Annotated in this window: 15 protein-coding genes; 5 read left to right on the forward strand and 10 right to left on the reverse strand. The window is 32.8% G+C overall.

Going from position 1 to position 20,537, the window contains the following annotated elements; translation table 11 throughout:
• Positions 1-40 precede the first annotated feature (40 nt).
• From P8625_RS14750 to P8625_RS14770, 5 genes are all read right to left on the reverse strand, one after another.
• The gene (locus P8625_RS14750) at positions 41-730 is read right to left on the reverse strand and encodes an NUDIX domain-containing protein (RefSeq protein ID WP_279651200.1); all 690 of its coding nucleotides are present in this window, start codon (positions 728-730) and stop codon (positions 41-43) included.
• Positions 731-900: 170 nt separating this feature from the next.
• Positions 901-1,440 (reverse strand): sigma-70 family RNA polymerase sigma factor, encoded by a 540-nt coding sequence (locus P8625_RS14755; RefSeq protein WP_279652973.1) that lies wholly within the window; start codon positions 1,438-1,440, stop codon positions 901-903.
• A gap of 326 nt (positions 1,441-1,766) precedes the next feature.
• Positions 1,767-3,380 carry an amidohydrolase gene (locus P8625_RS14760; RefSeq protein WP_279651201.1) on the reverse strand — a complete coding sequence of 538 codons (1,614 nt, stop codon included), beginning with the start codon at positions 3,378-3,380 and terminating at the stop codon, positions 1,767-1,769.
• A gap of 25 nt (positions 3,381-3,405) precedes the next feature.
• Positions 3,406-3,771: a hypothetical protein gene (locus P8625_RS14765; protein WP_279651202.1), complete on the reverse strand. Its 366-nt coding sequence runs from the start codon at positions 3,769-3,771 to the stop codon at positions 3,406-3,408.
• Positions 3,772-4,008: 237 nt separating this feature from the next.
• Positions 4,009-5,448, reverse strand: coding sequence for a M20/M25/M40 family metallo-hydrolase (locus P8625_RS14770; RefSeq protein WP_279651203.1), 1,440 nt, complete (start codon positions 5,446-5,448; stop codon positions 4,009-4,011).
• Positions 5,449-5,600: 152 nt separating this feature from the next.
• Here P8625_RS14770 and P8625_RS14775 point away from each other — a divergent pair, with 152 nt between their 5' ends.
• Positions 5,601-9,359: a transglutaminase domain-containing protein gene (locus P8625_RS14775; protein ID WP_279651204.1), complete on the forward strand. Its 3,759-nt coding sequence runs from the start codon at positions 5,601-5,603 to the stop codon at positions 9,357-9,359.
• 348 nt (positions 9,360-9,707) lie between these two features.
• Here P8625_RS14775 and P8625_RS14780 read toward each other — a convergent pair whose 3' ends face one another.
• Both P8625_RS14780 and P8625_RS14785 read right to left on the reverse strand, forming a co-directional pair.
• Positions 9,708-11,489, reverse strand: coding sequence for a TonB-dependent receptor (locus P8625_RS14780; protein WP_279651205.1), 1,782 nt, complete (start codon positions 11,487-11,489; stop codon positions 9,708-9,710).
• A 38-nt stretch (positions 11,490-11,527) separates the two neighbouring features.
• Entirely contained in the window at positions 11,528-14,548 is a 3,021-nt protein-coding gene (locus P8625_RS14785; RefSeq protein ID WP_279651206.1) for a tetratricopeptide repeat protein, read from the reverse strand.
• A gap of 124 nt (positions 14,549-14,672) precedes the next feature.
• Here P8625_RS14785 and P8625_RS14790 point away from each other — a divergent pair, with 124 nt between their 5' ends.
• Positions 14,673-15,356 (forward strand): cell division ATP-binding protein FtsE, encoded by a 684-nt coding sequence (locus P8625_RS14790; RefSeq protein WP_279651207.1) that lies wholly within the window; start codon positions 14,673-14,675, stop codon positions 15,354-15,356.
• A 199-nt stretch (positions 15,357-15,555) separates the two neighbouring features.
• On the opposite strand, the gene mdh is transcribed toward P8625_RS14790, so the two are convergent.
• The 3 genes from mdh to P8625_RS14805 form a co-directional block, all read right to left on the reverse strand.
• A complete protein-coding gene (gene mdh, locus P8625_RS14795; RefSeq protein ID WP_279651208.1) occupies positions 15,556-16,482 on the reverse strand; it encodes a malate dehydrogenase in 927 nt (308 codons plus the stop codon).
• A 332-nt stretch (positions 16,483-16,814) separates the two neighbouring features.
• Positions 16,815-17,471, reverse strand: a complete 657-nt coding sequence (gene rpe, locus P8625_RS14800) for a ribulose-phosphate 3-epimerase (RefSeq protein WP_279651209.1) — start codon at positions 17,469-17,471, stop codon at positions 16,815-16,817.
• Positions 17,472-17,627: 156 nt separating this feature from the next.
• A complete protein-coding gene (locus tag P8625_RS14805) occupies positions 17,628-18,491 on the reverse strand; it encodes a sigma-70 family RNA polymerase sigma factor (protein WP_028891227.1) in 864 nt (287 codons plus the stop codon).
• Positions 18,492-18,706: 215 nt separating this feature from the next.
• On the opposite strand from P8625_RS14805, the gene P8625_RS14810 reads away from it, so the two are divergent.
• Genes P8625_RS14810 through P8625_RS14820 form a run of 3 tightly spaced genes read left to right on the forward strand, consistent with a single transcriptional unit; the run spans position 18,707 to position 20,343 of the window.
• Positions 18,707-19,279 carry an RNA polymerase sigma factor gene (locus P8625_RS14810; RefSeq protein ID WP_279651210.1) on the forward strand — a complete coding sequence of 191 codons (573 nt, stop codon included), beginning with the start codon at positions 18,707-18,709 and terminating at the stop codon, positions 19,277-19,279.
• 5 nt (positions 19,280-19,284) lie between these two features.
• On the forward strand, positions 19,285-19,485 hold the full coding sequence (locus P8625_RS14815) for a hypothetical protein (protein ID WP_279651211.1): 201 nt from the start codon (positions 19,285-19,287) through the stop codon (positions 19,483-19,485).
• 39 nt (positions 19,486-19,524) lie between these two features.
• Positions 19,525-20,343, forward strand: a complete 819-nt coding sequence (locus P8625_RS14820; RefSeq protein WP_279651212.1) for a mechanosensitive ion channel family protein — start codon at positions 19,525-19,527, stop codon at positions 20,341-20,343.
• The last annotated feature ends 194 nt before the right edge of the window (positions 20,344-20,537 follow it).

Below are 20,537 nucleotides of genomic sequence, written 5' to 3' on the forward strand. Positions count from 1 at the left end.
AAAAAATATTTAGAGTTGTAAAAATATTTTTGTGTTTTTTTTACGCAAACTTTATTTCGAAGTGGAATCCGCTTTCTTCTAGCTCTTTATATTTTTGAGCATTGAACTTGAAAAGCTTCGCAGGTCTGCCGCTAGAAGGTTGGTGAATTTTGTTTGTTTCAGTGAGTATTCCAAAACTTAGAATTTTCTTTCTAAAGTTTCTACGATCAATTTTTTGATTTAAAATGGTTTGATACAAATTTTCTAAATCAGAAAAAGGAAATTCATTGTTCAACAGTTCAAAACCAATGGGTTGATAATTGATTTTGTTTTGGAGTCTTTTTAATCCGGTATCTAAAATTGTCGCATGGTCGAATGCCAGTTCAGGGAGTTTATGAATAGGAAACCACTGTACTTCATCGGCATCTGTGTTGGCACTTATTTTAAAATGATTCGGACTTACGAGTCCAAAATAGGTTACAGCAACGACTCTGTTTCTGGGGTCTCTTCCTGGTGTTCCAAAAGTGTATAATTGTTCTAGATAATCGATAGTTACTCCTGTTTCTTCTCGCAATTCTCTCTCAACGGCATCTTCGAGAGATTCATTTTCTAAAACCAGTCCACCAGGTAGCGCCCAACTTCCTTTAAAGGGATTTACACCTCTTTTTATAAGTAAAACAGAAAGTTCTTTTTGTTGGTAGCCAAAAACAACAGCATCTACGGCAACTTTTATGTTTTGTGATATCTTCATTTAGTGTTGATTTTACACAAAATTACAAAAGTTTTAAAAATAAATGGTTCTATTTTTTTATTTGTATAATTCGGTTTAAAGAGTATTATTTTACTTGTGCTGTAAGATTTGAGTTCATGAGTACTAGTGTAAAACTGAAGATGATTTTATTATGAACGTTAACAGGTTAATTACCTACAAACCTTGCAATCTTCTTTGTCTTTTATTTCGCCTACCAACTTTCCCTCTTCATTTAAAACAAAGCCACAGCAATTTATAAAGCCTTGGGCAATTAATTTTCGCGCACGTTGTATTTGCGATTTTGTGGTAGGCAAAGTTTGCTGTAAGTGGTTCGCAACTTCTTGTTGTTTTAGTCCTTTTATGTCTGATAAAAAAAGGGGGTCTCTATATTTCTTGGGTAGGTTTTTTAAGATTGCATGAAGGCAATCTTTTTCGGTATGTGTACACTCTTCAATTTCTGTTTGGGTTTCAAAAGCGTGTAGTTCTAATGGTTGATTTGTTTGCCTAAAGTAATTTATTACGGTATGGCGTGCAATTGAAAAAATCCATGGTTTTAGCTTGGTGCTGTCTTTGAGTGTATGGAGTTTGGTGTGAATTTTTATAAATGTTTCTTGCAAGAGGTCGTCGGCAATAGTTGTGTCTTTTACTTTGCTTAAAATAAAATACTTTATATCGTCAGCATGTTTTGTCCAAACTCGTTGCGTTGTCATCGAGATTCTTATTAAAAAAACAGAAATTACTCTTATAAAGTTACGAATAATTTCTGTTTTAGTTAATTTCTTAACAATTACAATTGCTGCATGTACAGTTTTCACAAGTACAATTTGAGCAGTCGCCTGTTTTACATGCTTCACAGGTACAGGTACATTGATTTTTCATAATATTTGTTTTAAAAGGTTTGTATAGTAGACAAAAAAAAGTGTAAAAAGATGCATTGTAATCATAATTTTACACTTAATAGTTTGACTTATAATGGATTGACTTGAAATTATTCAATAATTTTTTTAAATTCCAAATATGTTTGCATCAGGGTAGGTTATTTTACTTTTTCTCCATTTACAAAAGTTGCTAAGACCTTTGTAGTTGGAATTTCTTTTCCGTCGATTGTCATAATGTCTTTGTCTAACATAATAAAATCGGCAACTTTACCAACTTCGATACTTCCTTTTTCGTTTTCTTCAAAATTTGAATAGGCATTCCATATCGTCATTCCTTTTAAAGCATCTTCTCTCGAGAGTGCGTTTTCTGTTTGATATCCATTTGCTGGATATCCTTTTAAATCTTTTCGAATAGTTGCCGCATAGAAGGTATAGAGAGGGTTGACACTTTCTACAGGAAAATCGGTACCCAAAGCTACTTTTCCGTATTGTTGTAACAAATCGTTATAAGCGTAGGCTCCTTTAATTCTTTCTGAACCAACACGATCTTCTGCCCAATACATATCGGAAGTGGCATGTGTGGGTTGAATCGAAGGAAGTACATTTTTAAAGAGGTCGAAATCGTTTGCATCAACAATTTGGGCATGTTCGATGCGCCAACGTCTGTCTTTTTTGTTCTTTAACACCTTGTGATACGTTTTAAGCATTACATAATTAGCTGAATCGCCAATAGCATGTGTGTTCATTTGATAGTTAGATGCGGCTATTCTTTTAGCGAGTTCTTGTAAGTTATCATACGAGTTTACCAAGGCACCAAAATGTCCTTTTTTATCGGCATATTCATCTTTTAAAGCAGCTCCTCTTGAACCTAAGGCGCCATCGGCATATACTTTAACAGAACGAACGTGTAGTCTGTCGGTTTTTATAATGCCTTTATTAAGGTAATAGTCAAGGTTTTTTTGATTGTTTGAAATCATGGCATATACACGCATTTTTAAATCGCCAGCTTGTTGTAAACTATCAATTAACTCAATTACCTCTTTATTTAATCCAGCATCGTCAACAGTAGTTAATCCTAAGTCGAAGCAGGTTTTTTCAGCATCTTTTAATGCCTGAATTTGTGCTGTTTTGGAGGGTTTGGGTACGTTGATAAAATTCATGGCATTATCTATGAGTACCCCTGTAAGTTCTCCGTCTTTATTCAGAAATTCTCCTCCTTCAATTTTTGAGTCCGATGTAATTCCTGCTAAATCAATAGCTGCTTGATTGACTAACATAGCATGTCCGTCAATTCTTCTAATCGCAACAGGTGTATCAGGAAAAATGCTGTCTAACTTTTCTTTGGTTGGAAATTCTTTAATCTCCCAATCGTTTTGATCCCAACCACGACCTGTAATGTAGTTGGTATTTTTTTCTTTTTGAAAACTAACCAAACGCTGTAGAACTTCGTCGTAGCTTTTAGTTCCCACCAAGTCTACTTTTTGCTGTTGCAATCCGAGTCCGTAAAAATGGCAATGAGCATCGATAAATCCTGGGTATATGGGCTTATTCTTAGCATCAATAATGTTTGATGCCATGTATTTTTCTTGTATTTCTTCATTGCTTCCTACCGCCACAAATGTTCCGTCTTTTACCGCAAAGCTTGTTACTTTGTCAAAATTAGAATTAACGGTGTATACATTGGCGTTTATTACAATAGCATCTACTTTTTCTTTTGGGTTGCATGAAAATAGTATGCTAAAAGCGAATAGGTATAATAGTGTTTTTTTCATGGTTTTGTTTCTTTTTTTTAACGAACTATTGTTGCTTTTTGTAAATAAACCAAGCCCAAGTGATGAATAATAATTGAAATATAATTCTAATATACGCTGCTGTTTTTGAACCTATTGCTGGAAATTCTTTTAAAGCATCCCAAATATGAATGGGCAAAAAAGCAATCATTAATAAGAAAATACCATAGGCTGATTTTTTCTCATACCCTTTAATAAATAGACCTAAACCTAATAATAATTCGATCGCTCCGAAAATATAATTAACCGCTAGTTTTGGTAAAAAATCGGGAATAAACCCGTTGTAAAACTCAGGTTTATAAAAGTGGTTGAATCCGCCAAAGATTAAAAATACGGCAAAGGCAACTTTTAAAAGTAGTACAAGATATTTCATAATTAAGGTTTTAAGGTTGGTTTCTGTAAGTGAGTCTTATCCTCTTTTTTGTTTTGTTCAATTTTTTTAGATAAATAATTATTAAAAATACTGTATAAGAAAACTAAGACGAGAACAATAAATAAATTAGGAATGATTTTTCTTAAAGTAAGTTTTTCTTTCGTGAGTCCTTCTTCATGTTTTCTTTTTGTTTTAAAATATTCTTTGTTCAAGTTGTTACTCACCTTGTGTTAGATTTTAATGCTTTAAAGTTTCATCATTGTATAAATACTTATCCATTAAATATACGATACTAGCCATAGATGCACTACCCAATTCTAACTCACGTTTATTCACCTTGTCAAAGGTATCAGTTGCAGCATGGTGATAGTCAAAATAACGTTGAGAATCTGGGCGATAACCTACCAAAGTAACGTGGTCGTCTTTTAACGGACCAATGTCGGCTCCACTTCCTCCAGCAGCAATGTCGTGTAATCCGTAAGGAGCGAGCAGTTTCTTCCAATTTTTTACTAATTGTAAATTTTTGTCATTTGCATCGATAGAGAAACCTCTTGGCGTATGACCTCCAGCATCCGATTCTAAGGCTCCGATATGCAATTCTCCATTTTCTTTTGCCAAACGTGCGTATTCAGTAGCTCCACGCAAACCGTTTTCTTCATTCATAAAAAATACAATTCGAATGGTGTTTTTGGGTTGGATGTTATTTTTCTTTAATAAATAAGCAACTTCTAACGATTGTACGATGCCCGTACCATCATCGTGAGCGCCATCGCCTAAATCCCACGAGTCTAAATGTCCGCCGATGACCATAATTTTATCAGGAAATTCACTTCCTTTTATTTCTCCTACGACATTGTGTGAAGGAGCGTCGGGCAAATTTTTACAGCTTTGTTTAAAGTAGAATTGCAGGTTTGGTTTTTCTTGTAAGTGTTTGCTTAAGTTTTCGGCAGCGCGTGAACTAATTGCAGCAGCAGGAATGTACTCTTCTTTAGGAATATCGAGATATCCCATAGATCCAGTGTGTGGATAATCGTCAATTCCATTGGTCATAGAACGTACAATTACTCCTTTTGCCCCAAACTTACCCACGGTTGCAGCACCAGCAAATCGCTGTGCTACACAACCACCGTAAGCACGAAATGTGTTGATGAGTGTATTGTCAAAAGCGCCGTTAAAGAATACAATTTTTCCGTTGGCTTTATCGCCTAGGTTTTTGGCTTCTTCGATATTTTTAACTTCAATAACTTCTGCTGTTATTCCGTTAGCGGGGGTGGCAATAGAGCCTCCCAACGCACAAATAGGCACGATTATTTTTTTTCCTTCAAATTCATAATGTGCCTTTTCTTTTTCTCCACGAACCCAATGGGGCACCATTATAGGTTGTAGCCAAACAGAGTCTAAGCCCACTTCTTTCATAAGTTTTTCTCCCCAAACGACTGCTTTTTCCGCTCCTTCAGATCCCGACAAACGGCTTCCAATGTTTTGGGTTAAATCACGCAACCACTCGTACGATTTACCTTCGGTAAGTGCGGTGTTGAAAAGTTTTTTTATTTCTACAGAGTCTTGTTTGTAGCTGGCTTCTATTTGGGTTTTTGAAGCAGTTACAACTTTTTTGTTTTCTGTTTTACAAGCAAAAAAAACAATGCTTGTAAGTAATAAAAAGAGTAGTTTTTTCATGTAATTATATCGTTTATGGCTATAAAGCTACATAAAATTGTGGGTAAAAAAAGGCTATTCTGTTTTTGTATTAGCATATTTCGTTATAAAAGTGTAATTTTGAGATAGTAAAAAAAGCTATAAATCTCATGTATTACTTAAAGAATTTAAAATTGAAGAATATACTATTCTGTGTAGGGATGGTTGTGTTTACATCCTCTGTTTTTGCACAAAAAAATGCTAAAGTTTGGGAAGCACTTTTAAAAAATAATCGAGTAGAAGCTCTTAAGTTAGTTGAAAAATTAGAGGTTACCAATGATTTGGAGAATTTAATTTTAAGCGAAGTGGTAAGAGTAGAGAATGGAATGACGAAAAGAGATCCTAAATTTTTAAAAGAGATTACCAATTATAAGCACTTTGAAAATTATATGTTTTCTCATTGGACACAGCCCTATTTTTTTACAGAATATTTAGATAAGGGTTTCAATGCTGCTGAGGTAGAAAATATACTAGTGTTAGATGCAGAAAAAGTGCCAAATACAACTATAAAAAGTGGACTTAAATATATTCAGGCAATAGGGAAACGATATATTCGTGAATGGGATGAATACAATGCCCAAATGCAAAAAATTAATGCCGTAACCGATTGGGAATTTTGTGGTGTTTTTGAAAACCTAAATTCGAGTGGTATAGACATGCCTTATCCGCCAGAAGGAGAGGTTTCTGATGAGGTGATTTTTGATGCTCAAAGCAATGGAGATGCCAAGTGGTATAAATCAAAAGCAAGTAATGAGGTGTATAATTTTTTTACCAATCATTCTGAGTATGGTACGGGAGTTCATTATGCACAAACATTTATTGTTTCTCCAATAGAACAACGTATTCAATTAAAGCTTGGCAAAAAAGGATTGACTCGCGTGTGGTTAAACGATGTGCTGATATTAGAAGATGATGAAAATTATTTCACAGAGTTAGACGCTTTTACGGTAGAGGTTACTCTTCAAAAAGGAATTAATAGAGTTTTGTTAAAACAAGCGACAAAAAGTGGTGTTCCGTATTTTATTGTACGTTTAGAAGATGTTAAAAATCAGCCATTAACAAACTATACAATTTCATTTGATGATAGAAATTATGTAAAATGTACTGCAAATCAACTAAACCCTAAACCTGTGAATCACAGTGTAGAGGTGTTTTTTAAAAATAAGCTTAGTTCAAAAGAAGCAGACGTTAACTTAACAACATACTCTTTGTTTAATACGTATTATAGAAACGGTAAGATTAATGAAGCATTGGCCTTGGCAAATGAATGGGCAGCTAAGTATCCAGAAAGTTCTCTTATTAAATTATGCCAGCTTAGATGTTATCAACTTATAGGAGAAAATACTTCTATGGAAAAGATAAAAAATAACATGAAGTTAAAAGACCCTTCTTATTATATGTCTTACATGTATGAATATGAAAATTTTAAAGAGTTGGCAAAGTTAGATATTGAAGCCTATGAAGCTAAAATGAAAGAAATAGCTAATTCTGTTGATTATTCTTATATGAAAACTGCTTCTGACCTGTTAATTTACATGAGAAGAAATGATAAAAATAAGATCAGAAATATATTGGATAAGTTTTTAGAAGATGAAACCATACCGTCTAAGGTAAAACCTATTTTTGCAGGGTTTTATGCTTCTGTTTTTGAAGATGCTGAAGCTACTATAAAGGTGTTGGAGAAGTTTCATAAAGCTGAATTTAATACACAAATTCTTAACAATCTAGTCTATTATTATAAGAAACAGAATAGAATGGAAGATGCTTTAAATTTGTATTTAGACGAATTGAAGCGATTTGATTTTGATAACGATTTTCAATATTGGGTAATTAATTTATTACATGATACTAGCCAGTATAAAAGATCGCTACCGTATATTGAAAAAGCCTTAGAGAATTATCCTAATTCTTACTTGTTTACCAAATTAAAAGGAGATGTTTATGAGCAGCTAGGAAAAAAACAAGAGGCAGTAAAATTGTATGAGAAGGCGTTGAGTAGAAGTACTTCTCAAAACAAATTACGTGAAAAAATTAACGATCTTAAGAAAATTGAAAATCCGTTAAATGAGTTCGATTTAAAAGATCCGTATGCCTATATTAAAGAAAATAGAAAAACGGTAAAGGATAATAATTACGGACTTAATACATTGTTAGAGCAAACTAATGTATTGGGGTATGAAAGAGGAGGTGCAGAGTACCACACTACACTTATATATGAAATCACCTCACAGAATGGGATCGATATTTTTAAAGAGTACGATTTAGGATTGTCGGGGTATTATATGATAACCAAATCTGAAATTGTAAAACCTTCTGGAGAAACGATTCCTGCTGATAAAAATGGTTCTAATTTAGTGTTTCATGATTTGGCTATTGGCGATGTTGTTTATATTCATTACGAAGCTAAGTACTCTAGCAATGGTAGGTTTTATAAAGATCATGTGTTAACGCGTAGTTTTCCTGGCTACCATCCAGTAGTAAAAAATGTATATCGTTATTTAACGCCTGAAAAAGAAGTAACGCATGTTATTAAGAACGGAGAACTCAAGTACTCGAAGGTAAAAAGAGGAGATTATTACGTACATCAATGGGAAATTTCTGATGCTAAAGGTATTCCAGTGGCAGAAGATTATATGCCAGAATATAACGATGTTGTAACTCGACTGCATATTAGCTCTATTAAAGATTGGAATGCCATTGCTACTTGGTATTCAGATATTGTAAGAAAGCAGTTAAGAACAGATCAAATTGTAAAAGATACCTATCAAAAAATTTTTCCGAAAGGACATAAACAACTTACTGAAACAGAAAGAGCAAAAAAGATTTATTATTACATAACCGATACTCTGAATTATAGCCATGTAAGTTTTAGACAAGGCGGATATGTTCCGCAAAAACCGTCTAAAACTATCACAACTAAATTAGGAGATTGTAAAGATTTTTCATCACTATTTTTAGTTTTAGGAAAGTTGGCAGATTTAGATACTAGAATGGTATTGATTCTTACATCAGACTATGGTAAAGATGAATTGATTTTACCTAGCACCGATTTTAATCATTGTATTGTAAAGGTAAAGTTAGATGGAAAAGAACAGTTCTTAGAGCTAACAGATAAATACCTTCCGTTTAGAGCATTGCCTACTTCTTTGAGAGATGCAACAGGTTTAGAAATTCCTTTTGATAGCTCAGATAATTTTACTTCAGAATTGTTCAAGCTTCATAATGTATTAAGGATGGAAACTTCTTTTGAAAGTACTGCTGAGATTTTATTAAAAAAGCCTTCATCAGATATTGAACTTACTTCAAAAGTTACAGGAAGTTTGGCTTCTTACTATATTGATGCTTTAACAAATAAAAAAGGACAGGTATTGAAAGATGCTATACAAGAAGAAATTAATGAGAGAGCTAGTGAGAAGGTAAAATTTGTAGAACTTAAAGACGTAGACTTTAAGAAAGAGCAAGGAACAATAAGTAATACAACAAAACTTACGATGCCTATTCCAGTTAGTAAAATTGGAAAATTACAGACTTTTGCGATACCTCATTTTACAAATCCTTATAATTCTTCGATTATTGAGGTGGAAGAGCGCTCGTATCCAATAGACTACAAAAAATATGAAAATTCTGATAGTTATAAAGAAGTAGTTATTGTTAAACTAGGTGAAAATGAAGTTTTTCAGGATGTTCCTGAAAATTCAAGTTTCAGCTACAAAGCGCATGAATACAATGTGTCTTATGAATTGTTGAATCAAAACGCCTTAAAGGTTACGACTGAAGCACGCACACCAATACAAGATATAACGGTAGAAGAATATGCAGATTTTAAAGATTATATCACTAAAATACTAGAAACGAGAAACGCCTTAGTTTCTTACAAAGTCATGGTAAAATAGGTTAACACAGGTTTGTAAATCATCTTAAACTTTATGCAGAATGTTATTTCGACTAGCTAAAATCAATAGCTTATACGAATAATTTTCTCGTATACAGTCAGTTCGAGTGATTTTTAAGAATGATAATGATTTAGAAATTGTATCGAGAACCTTGCTATTACTTCTCGACACAAAATTATTTCCATTTCATTTCAACTAATTTTACTCGAAGAGACAATAAGCCTAAATGCGAAATAATAAACCATAAATCATATAAGATGAGTAATGGGTGAATTTCGCACAGGTTTAGTGACGAACGATAATCTATTTTAAGATGTTTTATGAAAAACTAAAAAATAGCTACAGATGTTAAAATAAGGAGTCAAACTTCCAAGTTAAACCTCCCATTGCTTGAAACCCTTGTACATTAAAATTATTGAATCGTTGGTAGCTGTTATTTAGCACATTGTTGAGGTTTAAAAAGACCGAAAAAGAATCGTCAAAATGATATCCACCATTAAAATTTACATCAAAATAACTTTTTAAGTCAGTTGTAGTATACGTATCAGTAAGTAGTGTATCATAAATTCTCGCTTTACGATTTCCTACAAAGTAAAGATTGGTGCCTGCATACCATTTAGTAGTTTTATAAGTTGCAAAAACTTCACCTTTTATCTTTGGTACATTCCATGGTTCTAACTCGTTGGTTAATGTAAATTTATTAAACTGTGCATTGGCTCCAACGGTTAAGTTTTTAATACCATCAAAAGCAACTTCACCAAAAAAGGTTATTAGTTGGATGTCATCATACACTACTTTAAATGAGTTTCCATATTCATATCCGTAGAACGTAAATCCGTTAGTCCCAGCGATGTTGGTACCGTCAGATTTTGATTGATTTAGTACAAAAAATGGATGGTTTTCAGTATCAGCATAACTGGCTTTAAAGTTGTAACTAAATTGGTGATTTAATTTTCCTCTAATTCCTGCAAAAGCATCATATTTTTTATGAGTTTGACGCATGTCAAGAGTAGGAGAGAGGTATGGGATGTCATCTGTAAAAGATTGATACATATTCGTAGTTAGATCTCCAGAAGCTCCGATAAATATATTTGCAAGTTCTTTTACTATAGGGTAAGAAACCTCTACATTAGGATAGATAAAAAAATTATTCTCGCTGTTTTCTGCATCCATTGAAAAGTAACTTTTAGCTCCTAATTGAATAGCTAAATCTTGTACATTGAATTTGTAGGTTGGATGCACACCGAATGTTATGAACTTGTAATCTACAGGGGTAATGGCATCATACGCATAGGCAAAACTGCCTCCTATATAATTAAGAGTAGTGTTTAGGTATATATCGTTTAATTCACGGTATAAATTATCTAAAGGAAATCGAAATTGAGCATTACCATCCACTAAAAATTCGGCACTTTCAAAGGAGTCGGAAAAGAAAGAAACTACCCCGTTAGCTTCCTCTAAAAAAGAGTCATCGGGTTTTATATTTCCGAATACTTTAAAATGGTTGTAGCTTTGGGCTTCTTCAATAGCGCTTACAGTAGCATCGGTAAACGTAATATTTTCGGGTAATCCATACCAGTTGTACTTGTCTTTTTCAGCATCTAAACCAACGGTCCATTGAAAATAACGTTCTTGCTGAGTATAAAATAAGTTTAAATCTATATTGTAAAAAGTACTGCTTAACGCTGTGTTTTCAACGGGGTCTAAAGAGCCTAAAAAACTTAGATAAACACCCAATTCACTATCATAACTTTCGTTGCGTCTTACGTAAGCTTCAACCATAGGCGAGATGGTATTTCCAAAACCAATCGATACATAGTTAGGGTATAGTCTTTCTCTTTTTCCTAAATCAATTTTTTTCATAGCACCACTTTTAGGAATAAAGGTAGAGGCTACTGGTACCGAAAATATTTGGTACTCTAAAGCTTTTTTCTGAGTTTCTTTCGTGTGTTCAATTATTGGCTTTTGTTTTATTTTAAAGGCATCAGTAATTTTTGGAACATAAGAAGTTACTACGTTTACAACTTCTGTTTTTATAATGGTGTCTTTTGCTTTACTAGTGGCATTTTTATTTTGTGCATTGGTAAATACTGCTACAAATAAAACAAGTAAACTTAAGTGCTTTTTCATCGTTCTAATCATTTAACTTTCGTTTGTTAATCACAAATTTAGTTTTGGGTAGTTACTGATTCGTTTGTTTTTGCTTCTTTGTTTTTAATGCTACGAAGCTCATTTTTGGCTTCTTCTATTACATCTTTATATTGCGTAAAGTTTTTAATAATATTTTCTAAGATGTAGGTTGCTTGGTAGGCATCTTTTAAGGCATAATAATTTTTGGCCATTATAATGTAGCTTTTCACACCCCAATACTTGTATGACGAGTAATTGGCAATTAAGTCTTGAACTGCTTTGTTTGAGTATTCGTATTCTTTGTTTTCATGTAAGAAAAAAGCATTGTAATACAAACATTCCGCTTTTAGTTCGCCAGTTGCTTTTCTACTTACTTCGTTAAAGTATTCTTCTGCGGTAGGAAAGTCGTTGTTTTTAAATGAAGAACGTGCTAAAATAATTTTTGCATCTTCTGCAATAGTAGTATCTACCTTTCCTGTGCTCAAAACTTTTTCAGCGCAGGCAATCGCATTAGTATAATCTTCTTTTTTATAATACCCTTTCATTAAGTTGCTTTGTGCAAAAATGATGTTTTGCGGATAGTTGGCTTCTTTTTCCAACTGTTTTAAAACCGCCATTCCAAGAGTCCAATTTTCTTTTTGAAGGTATATATTGGCAAGTTTTGTTAATGCCTCTTCGGTAAACTCACTTTTATTTTGCTTTGCTACATAATCGTAATGCGGAATTGCTTTATTGAATGATTTGGTGTTTGCATACGCTTGCCCCAAATAAAAGTGTGCTTTTAATAGGTTGATTCCTTTCGGAAATTCTTGTAAATACTTATTGAAGCCTTCTATAGCCTTGGTGTTGTTATTTTCTAAAAACTTATTTTCAGCCGACTGATACGTGGCGTTGTCTAATTCTTCGTTGGTAACATTGGCAAAACTTACATTTTGAACCCAAGCAGCGTATTCGTCTACTTTTCCTAAGTCGATATATACATTTTTAAGATTGGTAACAGCTTGTCTTGCTTCATTCGAATTAGGATGTTTTGCAACTACGTCTTTATATTTTTGAATGGCTTTGCTATTTTGATTATTACTGTAGTACAGTAACCCTTGGCGTAATAGCACACTTGGCACATAATTACTCTCTGGGTGTTTTGTTAATAAGCGGTCATAAACTTTTTGTGCTTTTGAGGTTTTGTTTAAAGTTGTATAGGTAGTTGCTAATTGGAATAAAGCATCGTCTTTTAATTGAGAGTCGTTGTAGTCGCTAATGAGGGTTTCAAGATTGTTAATTTTCACATCGTTTTTACCTAAAAAACCATTGCTCATGGCAGTTTGATATTGTGCATAATCTGCTCCAATTCCACCTTCTTCAATCACTTTGTTGTATGCTTTTATGGCATTTGCATAGCTTTTAGAGGCATAAAAAGAATCTCCTAAGCGGTTTGAGGCATCATCGTTTAAATCGTTGTCGTCAAGATTTTGCTCTAAGAATTGTAGAAAGTGTTTTGCGGCATTCGGATAACTTTTTAATTTGAAATTGGTGTATCCTAACTGATAATTTAACATTGTAGCTTCACTAATTTCTTTGTTAGATACAGATAAGAAATTTTCGAGTGCATTTTGATAATCGCCTAACAAGTAGGCTGTTTCAGCTAGCCAATACGCACCTTTGCTACGTATTGTATCATTTTCCGATTCTTTGGCTTTTATAAAGTATGGTTTTGCGTCGGTAATCTTATTTTCATTAAATAACTGAATACCTCTGTATAAAGAAACTTCATGAACCATGTTTTTGCTTTCTGGTATTTCAGAAGTGGTTAAAAAGTCTAAAGCACCTTGATAGTCTTTCTGATGTAGGTACGAGGTAACTAACAAATTACTAATCTCTGTAGCGTTTGGCGAAGCAGGGTATTTAACTAAAAACTCTTTTAATACTTCAGGAACGCTTTTGTACGGGTTGCCTTCTTCATAACTCAATTTAGCATAGTTTAGTGAAGCGCTCTGAGTGATATCAGCATCATAATCCATTTCACTAGCATTTTTAAAAGCATTTAAAGCTTCAAGCTTTTTATCTTGCATTAAGTAACATTCAGCTAGGTGGTAATATGCATTTTGAGCTACTTCGTTATTTCCATCAATAATTTTATTAAAATTACCAATGGCAGATTCGTAATTTTTTTGCTGATAAAAAGCATAGCCCAAATAGTAGTAGTCGGTATTTGTCCAACGACCATTTTTTCCTTGATAAGCTTCTAAATACGGAATTGCTTTTTCGTATTTTTTAAGGTTGAAATAACTTTCACCCACAATTTTAGAAATTTCCGAAATTTCTTTTTTGTCTTTGGTAGTAGCCAACAATTGTTCTCCAATTTGAATAGACTTATCAAATCTACCTGCTTTAAAACTAATGTCTAAAATATAATAGTTTGCCTTTGCTTGGTAGGTGGCATCATTGGCTAGCTGACTTAAGTTGTCTTCTGCTTCACCAAAGTTTTCTTGTTTGTAAGCAATATATCCGTAGTAATAGCGGGCGTCGTTACCAAAAATAGGATTTCCTAATAAGGTTTTAAATCGCGATTTGGCATCTTTTAAATAGTTAGAAACTAAGAGTGCATACCCCATTTTGTAATTGAGCTCATTTTTTTCTTCTGTACTCAATAGTTTTTCATTTACTTTTTGATACCATTTTAGGGCGTGAGCTGCTTTTCTATTGGCAAAATAGTAATTACCTACGGTTAAAAATGCCTTTTCTTTTTTATTGTTATAGGGATAATTTTCAACAAAATCATTCACTCTGTAGTCAGCATCATCTTGTTCCAACTTTATAGCGCACATAGCGTCGTAATAATCGGCATCTGCTTTTAAATTATGATGTTTTTCAGTATTTGAGGAAACGTTACGAAAGAGTTCTTGAGATGCAGCATAGGCTTTATTGTTGTATAGGCGTATGGCTTTGTGAAAATTTGCGTTTCTATCATTGTTTACGGCCGACTCTTGCGCTATTGCCGATGTAGCAATGCTTAAAAAAAGAAATAAGTAGCAGTTTTTTTGAAAACAGTTAAATCTCATATTTTTTAGTTATCTAGAAACTATAACGTTCGTTTTTTATTTTTGTTGGGAGACTTTTTACCAAAAGTAAGAAATGTTACAGAATTACGTTATAAAATTTTAGATTTGTAAAAAACTATACTCCATGGAAAATCCTGTTTTACATCTTGAAAACGCAGATATTTATCAACAAGATAATCTGGTGCTATCAAAAGTAAATTTTACGTTGCATAAAGGTGATTTTTATTATTTGATAGGAAAAACGGGAAGCGGAAAAAGTAGTTTGTTAAAAACCTTGTATGGTGATATACGATTACAACGCGGATTGGGAAGTATCGTTGATTTTGATTTAAAGAAAATGAAAGAAAAAGACATTCCGTTTTTAAGAAGAAAACTAGGAATTGTTTTTCAGGATTTTAAATTATTAAACGATAGGAATGTTTTTGAGAATTTAGAGTTTGTATTAAGAGCTACTGGCTGGAAAGATAAAACAGAAATGAAAAATAAAATTCACGAAGTTTTAGACAAGGTGGGGATGAAGGAGAAATATTATAAAAAAACATTTGAATTGTCGGGAGGTGAACAGCAACGAGTTGCTATTGCCAGAGCTTTATTAAATGATCCTGAATTGATTTTAGCAGATGAGCCTACAGGGAACTTAGATCCTAAAACCTCATTAGAGGTGATGGAATTGTTAAATGAAATTCATCAGAGTGGAAAAACAATTTTGATGGCTACACACGATTATCAGTTAATCGTAAAGTTTAAACAAAAAGTAATTAAATGCGAGGGAGGAGAACTGTTTGAAGTAGTGCAACAGACGTTATAGTACAAAAAAAGAAACCCACTTCAAGAATGAAGTGGGAAAATTGCTATGAAAAACTATGATAAGAAACACTACAAATGCTTCTCTATTATAAAGACGTTCATTTGGGTATAGTCTTACAGTATATTTTGAATTTTAACAAAATTTTATAAAAAAATCCTAAGTACTATGAATTTACCTAGGATTTAAAAATATACAGTTTTTAAGAATTTAATGCTGCATTATTGTTTTTAACAGCTTCTGCTGAAGCAGTTAGTGCAGTTTTTTCTTCTTCGCTTAAGTTTATCTCAACGATTTTTTCTATTCCGTCTTTTCCTAATACAACAGGAACTCCAATACATAAATCAGATAAACCATATTCTCCTTCTAATAAAGTAGAACAAGGGTAAATTTTCTTTTGGTCACAAGCAATAGCTTGTACTAATCCAGATACTGCAGCACCAGGAGCATACCAAGCAGAAGTACCTAACAATCCTGTTAAGGTAGCCCCACCAACTTTGGTGTCTTGCTTTACTTGCTCTATTCTTTCTTCAGATAAGAATTCAGATACAGGCACAGAGTTACGAGTAGCTAAACGAGTTAGCGGTACCATTCCTTTATCAGAGTGTCCACCAATAACCATTCCGTCTACATCAGAAATAGGAGCCCCTAAAGCTTCAGCCAAACGGTATTTAAAACGAGCAGAATCTAATGCACCACCCATACCAATAATTCTGTTTTTAGGTAATCCAGTTGCTTTGTGTACTAAATACGTCATAGTATCCATCGGATTCGATACTACAATGATAATTGTGTTTGGAGATTGCTCAACCAAACTAGCAGCTACCGATTTTACAATTCCTGCATTTATTCCTAATAACTCATCACGAGACATTCCTGGTTTACGAGCAATTCCTGAAGTAATTACACAGATGTCTGATCCCGCAGTTTTGCTATAGTCTCCTGTAGTTCCTGTAATTTTAGTATCGAAACCATTTAGAGAAGCCGTTTGCATTAAATCCATTGCTTTACCTTCTGCAAAACCTTCTTTAATATCGACTAAAACAACTTCAGAAGCGAAATTTTTAATAGCAATGTACTCAGCACAACTCGCGCCTACAGCACCTGCTCCTACAACCGTTACTTTCATTTTATATGTTTTTTGTAATTAATTTATAGTATTATGCAGATTCTGCATAATGATGTACAAAAATAACGATTTGACTATGGATATAAAAGAAAAACCCGTTGATATTTCAACGGGTTTTTTATGGTTAGTTGTAACTAAATATTTTTAGCTGGCTTGTTAATTTTTTATTTTGATATGTCTACGCCAAATTCATAAACAATAAAAAATAGAAATGAAAAAAAACCTTTCGAAAACAAGTGTTTTTGAAAGGTTTAATAATTTTAGCTCTAATAAAAACTGCAATGGTTATTTAGGACTAGATATGCAATAAATAGGATTATTTTTAAGAATTTTTAATTGATAATCTCTTTTAAGTTTGAAATTGTTTCGGTAGGGTTATCACTCTTAAAAACAAAGCTACCAGCAACCAATACATCTGCACCAACTTCAATAAGTTTGTTAGCGTTTTGATCGGTTACTCCACCATCAATTTCAATCAAGGTAGAAGCTTCGCTAAATTCAATCAAGTTCTTTAGTTGTTGAATTTTCTTATACGTATTTTCAATAAACGATTGCCCTCCAAACCCCGGATTTACGCTCATAATACAAACTAAGTCCAAGTCTTTAATAATATCTTCTAAAACCGCAATTGGGGTATGAGGATTTAAAGCCACTCCTGCTTTCATTCCTGCAGCTTTTATAGCTTGAATAGTTCTGTGTAAGTGGGTACAAGCTTCGTAATGTACTGTTAAAATATCAGCACCTAAGTTAGCAAAAGTTTGAATATAGCGGTCTGGGTCTATAATCATTAAATGTACATCAATAGTTTTGTTAGCATGTGTAGTAATTGATTTTAAAACAGGCATTCCAAAAGAGATATTGGGTACAAATACACCGTCCATAATATCAATATGAAACCAATCTGCTTGGCTGTCGTTAACCATTTCAACATCGCGTTGTAAGTTGCCAAAGTCTGCTGCTAAAATTGATGGTGCTACAAGTTTTTTCATTAATATATAAGTTGTTGTGTTGTTATAGGGTGCAAATATAGTTAAAACCAAGTGTATTAAAACCAAATAGAAAGCTCTCAAATTTGAGAACTTTCTATTTATTCGTTTACCAAACAACAAATAGCTATTTGTGTCTATTTGTTACTGTGTATGTTGTTAACCTAGATAAGTCATTAAAATTTTACTACGAGAAGTATGTTTTAATCTTCGAATTGCTTTTTCTTTAATTTGTCGTACACGCTCACGAGTTAAATCGAAAGTTTCTCCAATTTCTTCAAGAGTCATAGGTTGGTGTTCTCCCAAACCAAAGTATAATTTAACTACATCAGCCTCACGAGGAGTTAAGGTTTCTAAAGCACGATTAATCTCAATACGTAACGATTCGTGTAATAATGTTTTATCAGGATTAGGTGACTCGCCAGAATTTAATACATCATATAAGTTAGAATCTTCACCTTCAATCAATGGTGCGTCCATAGATACATGGCGACCAGAGTTTTTCATTGATTCTTTAACATCGTTAACTGTCATATCTAACTTTTTAGCAATCTCTTCAGCACTTGGTGGGCGTTCGTTTTCTTGCTCTAAGAAAGCATACATTTTGTTAATCTTGTTAATAGAACCAATTTTGTTTAACGGTAAGCGTACAATACGAGACTGTTCTGCTAGCGCTTGTAAGATAGATTGGCGAATCCACCACACTGCGTATGATATAAACTTAAAACCACGAGTTTCATCGAAACGTTTTGCAGCTTTGATTAATCCTAAATTTCCTTCATTAATTAAATCAGGCAATGTTAAGCCTTGATTTTGGTATTGTTTTGCAACCGATACAACAAAACGAAGGTTAGCCTTAGTTAATTTTTCAAGAGCTCTTTGGTCACCAGCTTTAATTCTTTGTGCCAACTCTACTTCTTCATCGGCAGTAATTAAATCTACTTTTCCAATTTCTTGTAAATATTTATCTAAAGATGCGGTTTCTCTATTGGTAACCTGTTTTGTAATTTTAAGTTGTCTCATCTACTTCAATATATTTTAATTTATCAATCGATCTACATACAGTTATACGTTATAAAGTTAGAAAATGTTACAAAAAATAATTTATTTTTTGACAAACCCGTTCAATAGTTAAAAAAGTGTTAAATTTGAATTAAAAGAGACTAAAAATAGTGACCCTCAAACTACACTAAGTGTCTAAGCTTTTATATAATAACAGGAACTAACTATACTACCCCTTGGAGAGTATTGATGTAACAAAATTAAACGACGAAGACTTGGTTCGTGAAATAGTAGAGAAGAATGATACTCATTTATTTGCTGTTTTGTATGACCGTTATGCTAGTTTGGTTTATAATAAGTGTTACGGCTTTTCATCGAGTAAAGAAGAAGCACAAGATTTAACCCACGATGTTTTTATTCGTTTATTTGTTAAATTGAGAACTTTTAAGGGAAAGTCTAAGTTTTCTACTTGGTTATATTCTTTTACATACAATTTTTGCGTAAACTATGTGCAAAGAAATAAAGAGAAAAGAAAAGAAAAAGTTACTGTTGTAACCGATCAAATAAAAGAAGAAGACTCAGACTTAGAAGAAATTGACGATACTACCTTATTCGAGTTAAAGTCAGATAAACTTGCCAAGGCACTTGAAATGATTTCTCCCTCGGAAAAAATGATTTTGTTAATGAAATATCAAGATGAAATGAGTATAAGAGATATTTCATTAGGGTTAGATATAGGTGAAAGCGCAGTTAAAATGCGTTTAAAAAGAGCCAAAGAGAAAGTTGTAAGAGCGTATAACGAACTGTAATAATTATGGATAATCCATTTAAAAAAATATTACATAACGAAGAGTTACCGAAAGTACTAAAAGAAAAAGTACTTGATGACGTGGCGATGATTAAGCTGTCGTTAGATATGGCCGACTTGTTCGTGGTTAAATACCCTACAGCGATTGTAGACTTATTAGGAGGTGGTGCACAAGTGAAAGGTATAAAAGAGGATGAACAAGAATAAAAATTAACCAAACATTACGTATAATATAATTTGTTAATTATGAATATTTTACAAATTGATATTCTTAGCCCGTTTAAGAATGCATTTCAAGAAATTATAAATTCTTTACCAATAGTTGCAGGCTTTCTAGCATTTGTAATTGTTTCTTGGCTTATTATAAAAGTTTTTCTATATCTCGTAAGAAAAGCGTTAGCAAAAACAAAAATAGATGAGTGGTCTAAAAAGCTTAGAAAAACAGAGATTTTTGGAAATAGTACCATTAACATCGTACTTACCAATGTTATTTTAGGTGTGCTTAAATGGTTTTTGATTTTTATTGCAGTAATGATAGGAGCAGAGATGTTCAACTTATCGGTAGTTTCTGAAGGAATTAGAAGTTTCTTTGCCTACTTGCCAAAATTGTTAACGGCACTAGGTATTTTTGTAACTGGAGCTTACTTAGGTACAGTAGCAAAAAAAGCGATTCAATCGATGTTCAAGTCTTTTGAAATATCGGGAGGTAATTTTGTAGGAAATATAGCTTTCTATTTAATAGTTGTTTTTTTATCAATTACTGCATTAGACCAAGCAGGTGTGGACACATCTGTAATTAAAAGTAATTTGACTTTACTCATTGCTTCAATATTGCTTGCTTTTTCAATAGCTTTTGGTTTGGGAGCTAGAGATATAGTTTTGAGACTTCTTTTTGGATATTATTCTAGAAGAAATATAGCTATAGGAGAGAATGTTATTACTAATGATGTAGAAGGGGTAGTAATAGCCGTAGATAATATATGTGTTACTATAAAAACAACTGAAGGAAAAGTTGTTTTACCAATAAAAGATGTTGTTGACAATAAAATAGTTATAAAAAAATGAAAAACTTAATCATTTTTTTATATCTTTGAAAGTGCTAAAAACAATGTTTTTAACAGTACGATAGATTTCGGGGGACTTCTATCTAATAATAAAGAGAAATCTTTATGTAGATAAGACCGCATTTTTTGCGGTCTTTTTTTGAAATAAATGTGACTAAGGACAAAAAAAAGTGTCTTAATAAGTATAAAGTAATA

It is taken from the genome of Tenacibaculum tangerinum (assembly GCF_029853675.1).
GTDB classification, from domain to species: domain Bacteria; phylum Bacteroidota; class Bacteroidia; order Flavobacteriales; family Flavobacteriaceae; genus Polaribacter; species Polaribacter tangerinum_A.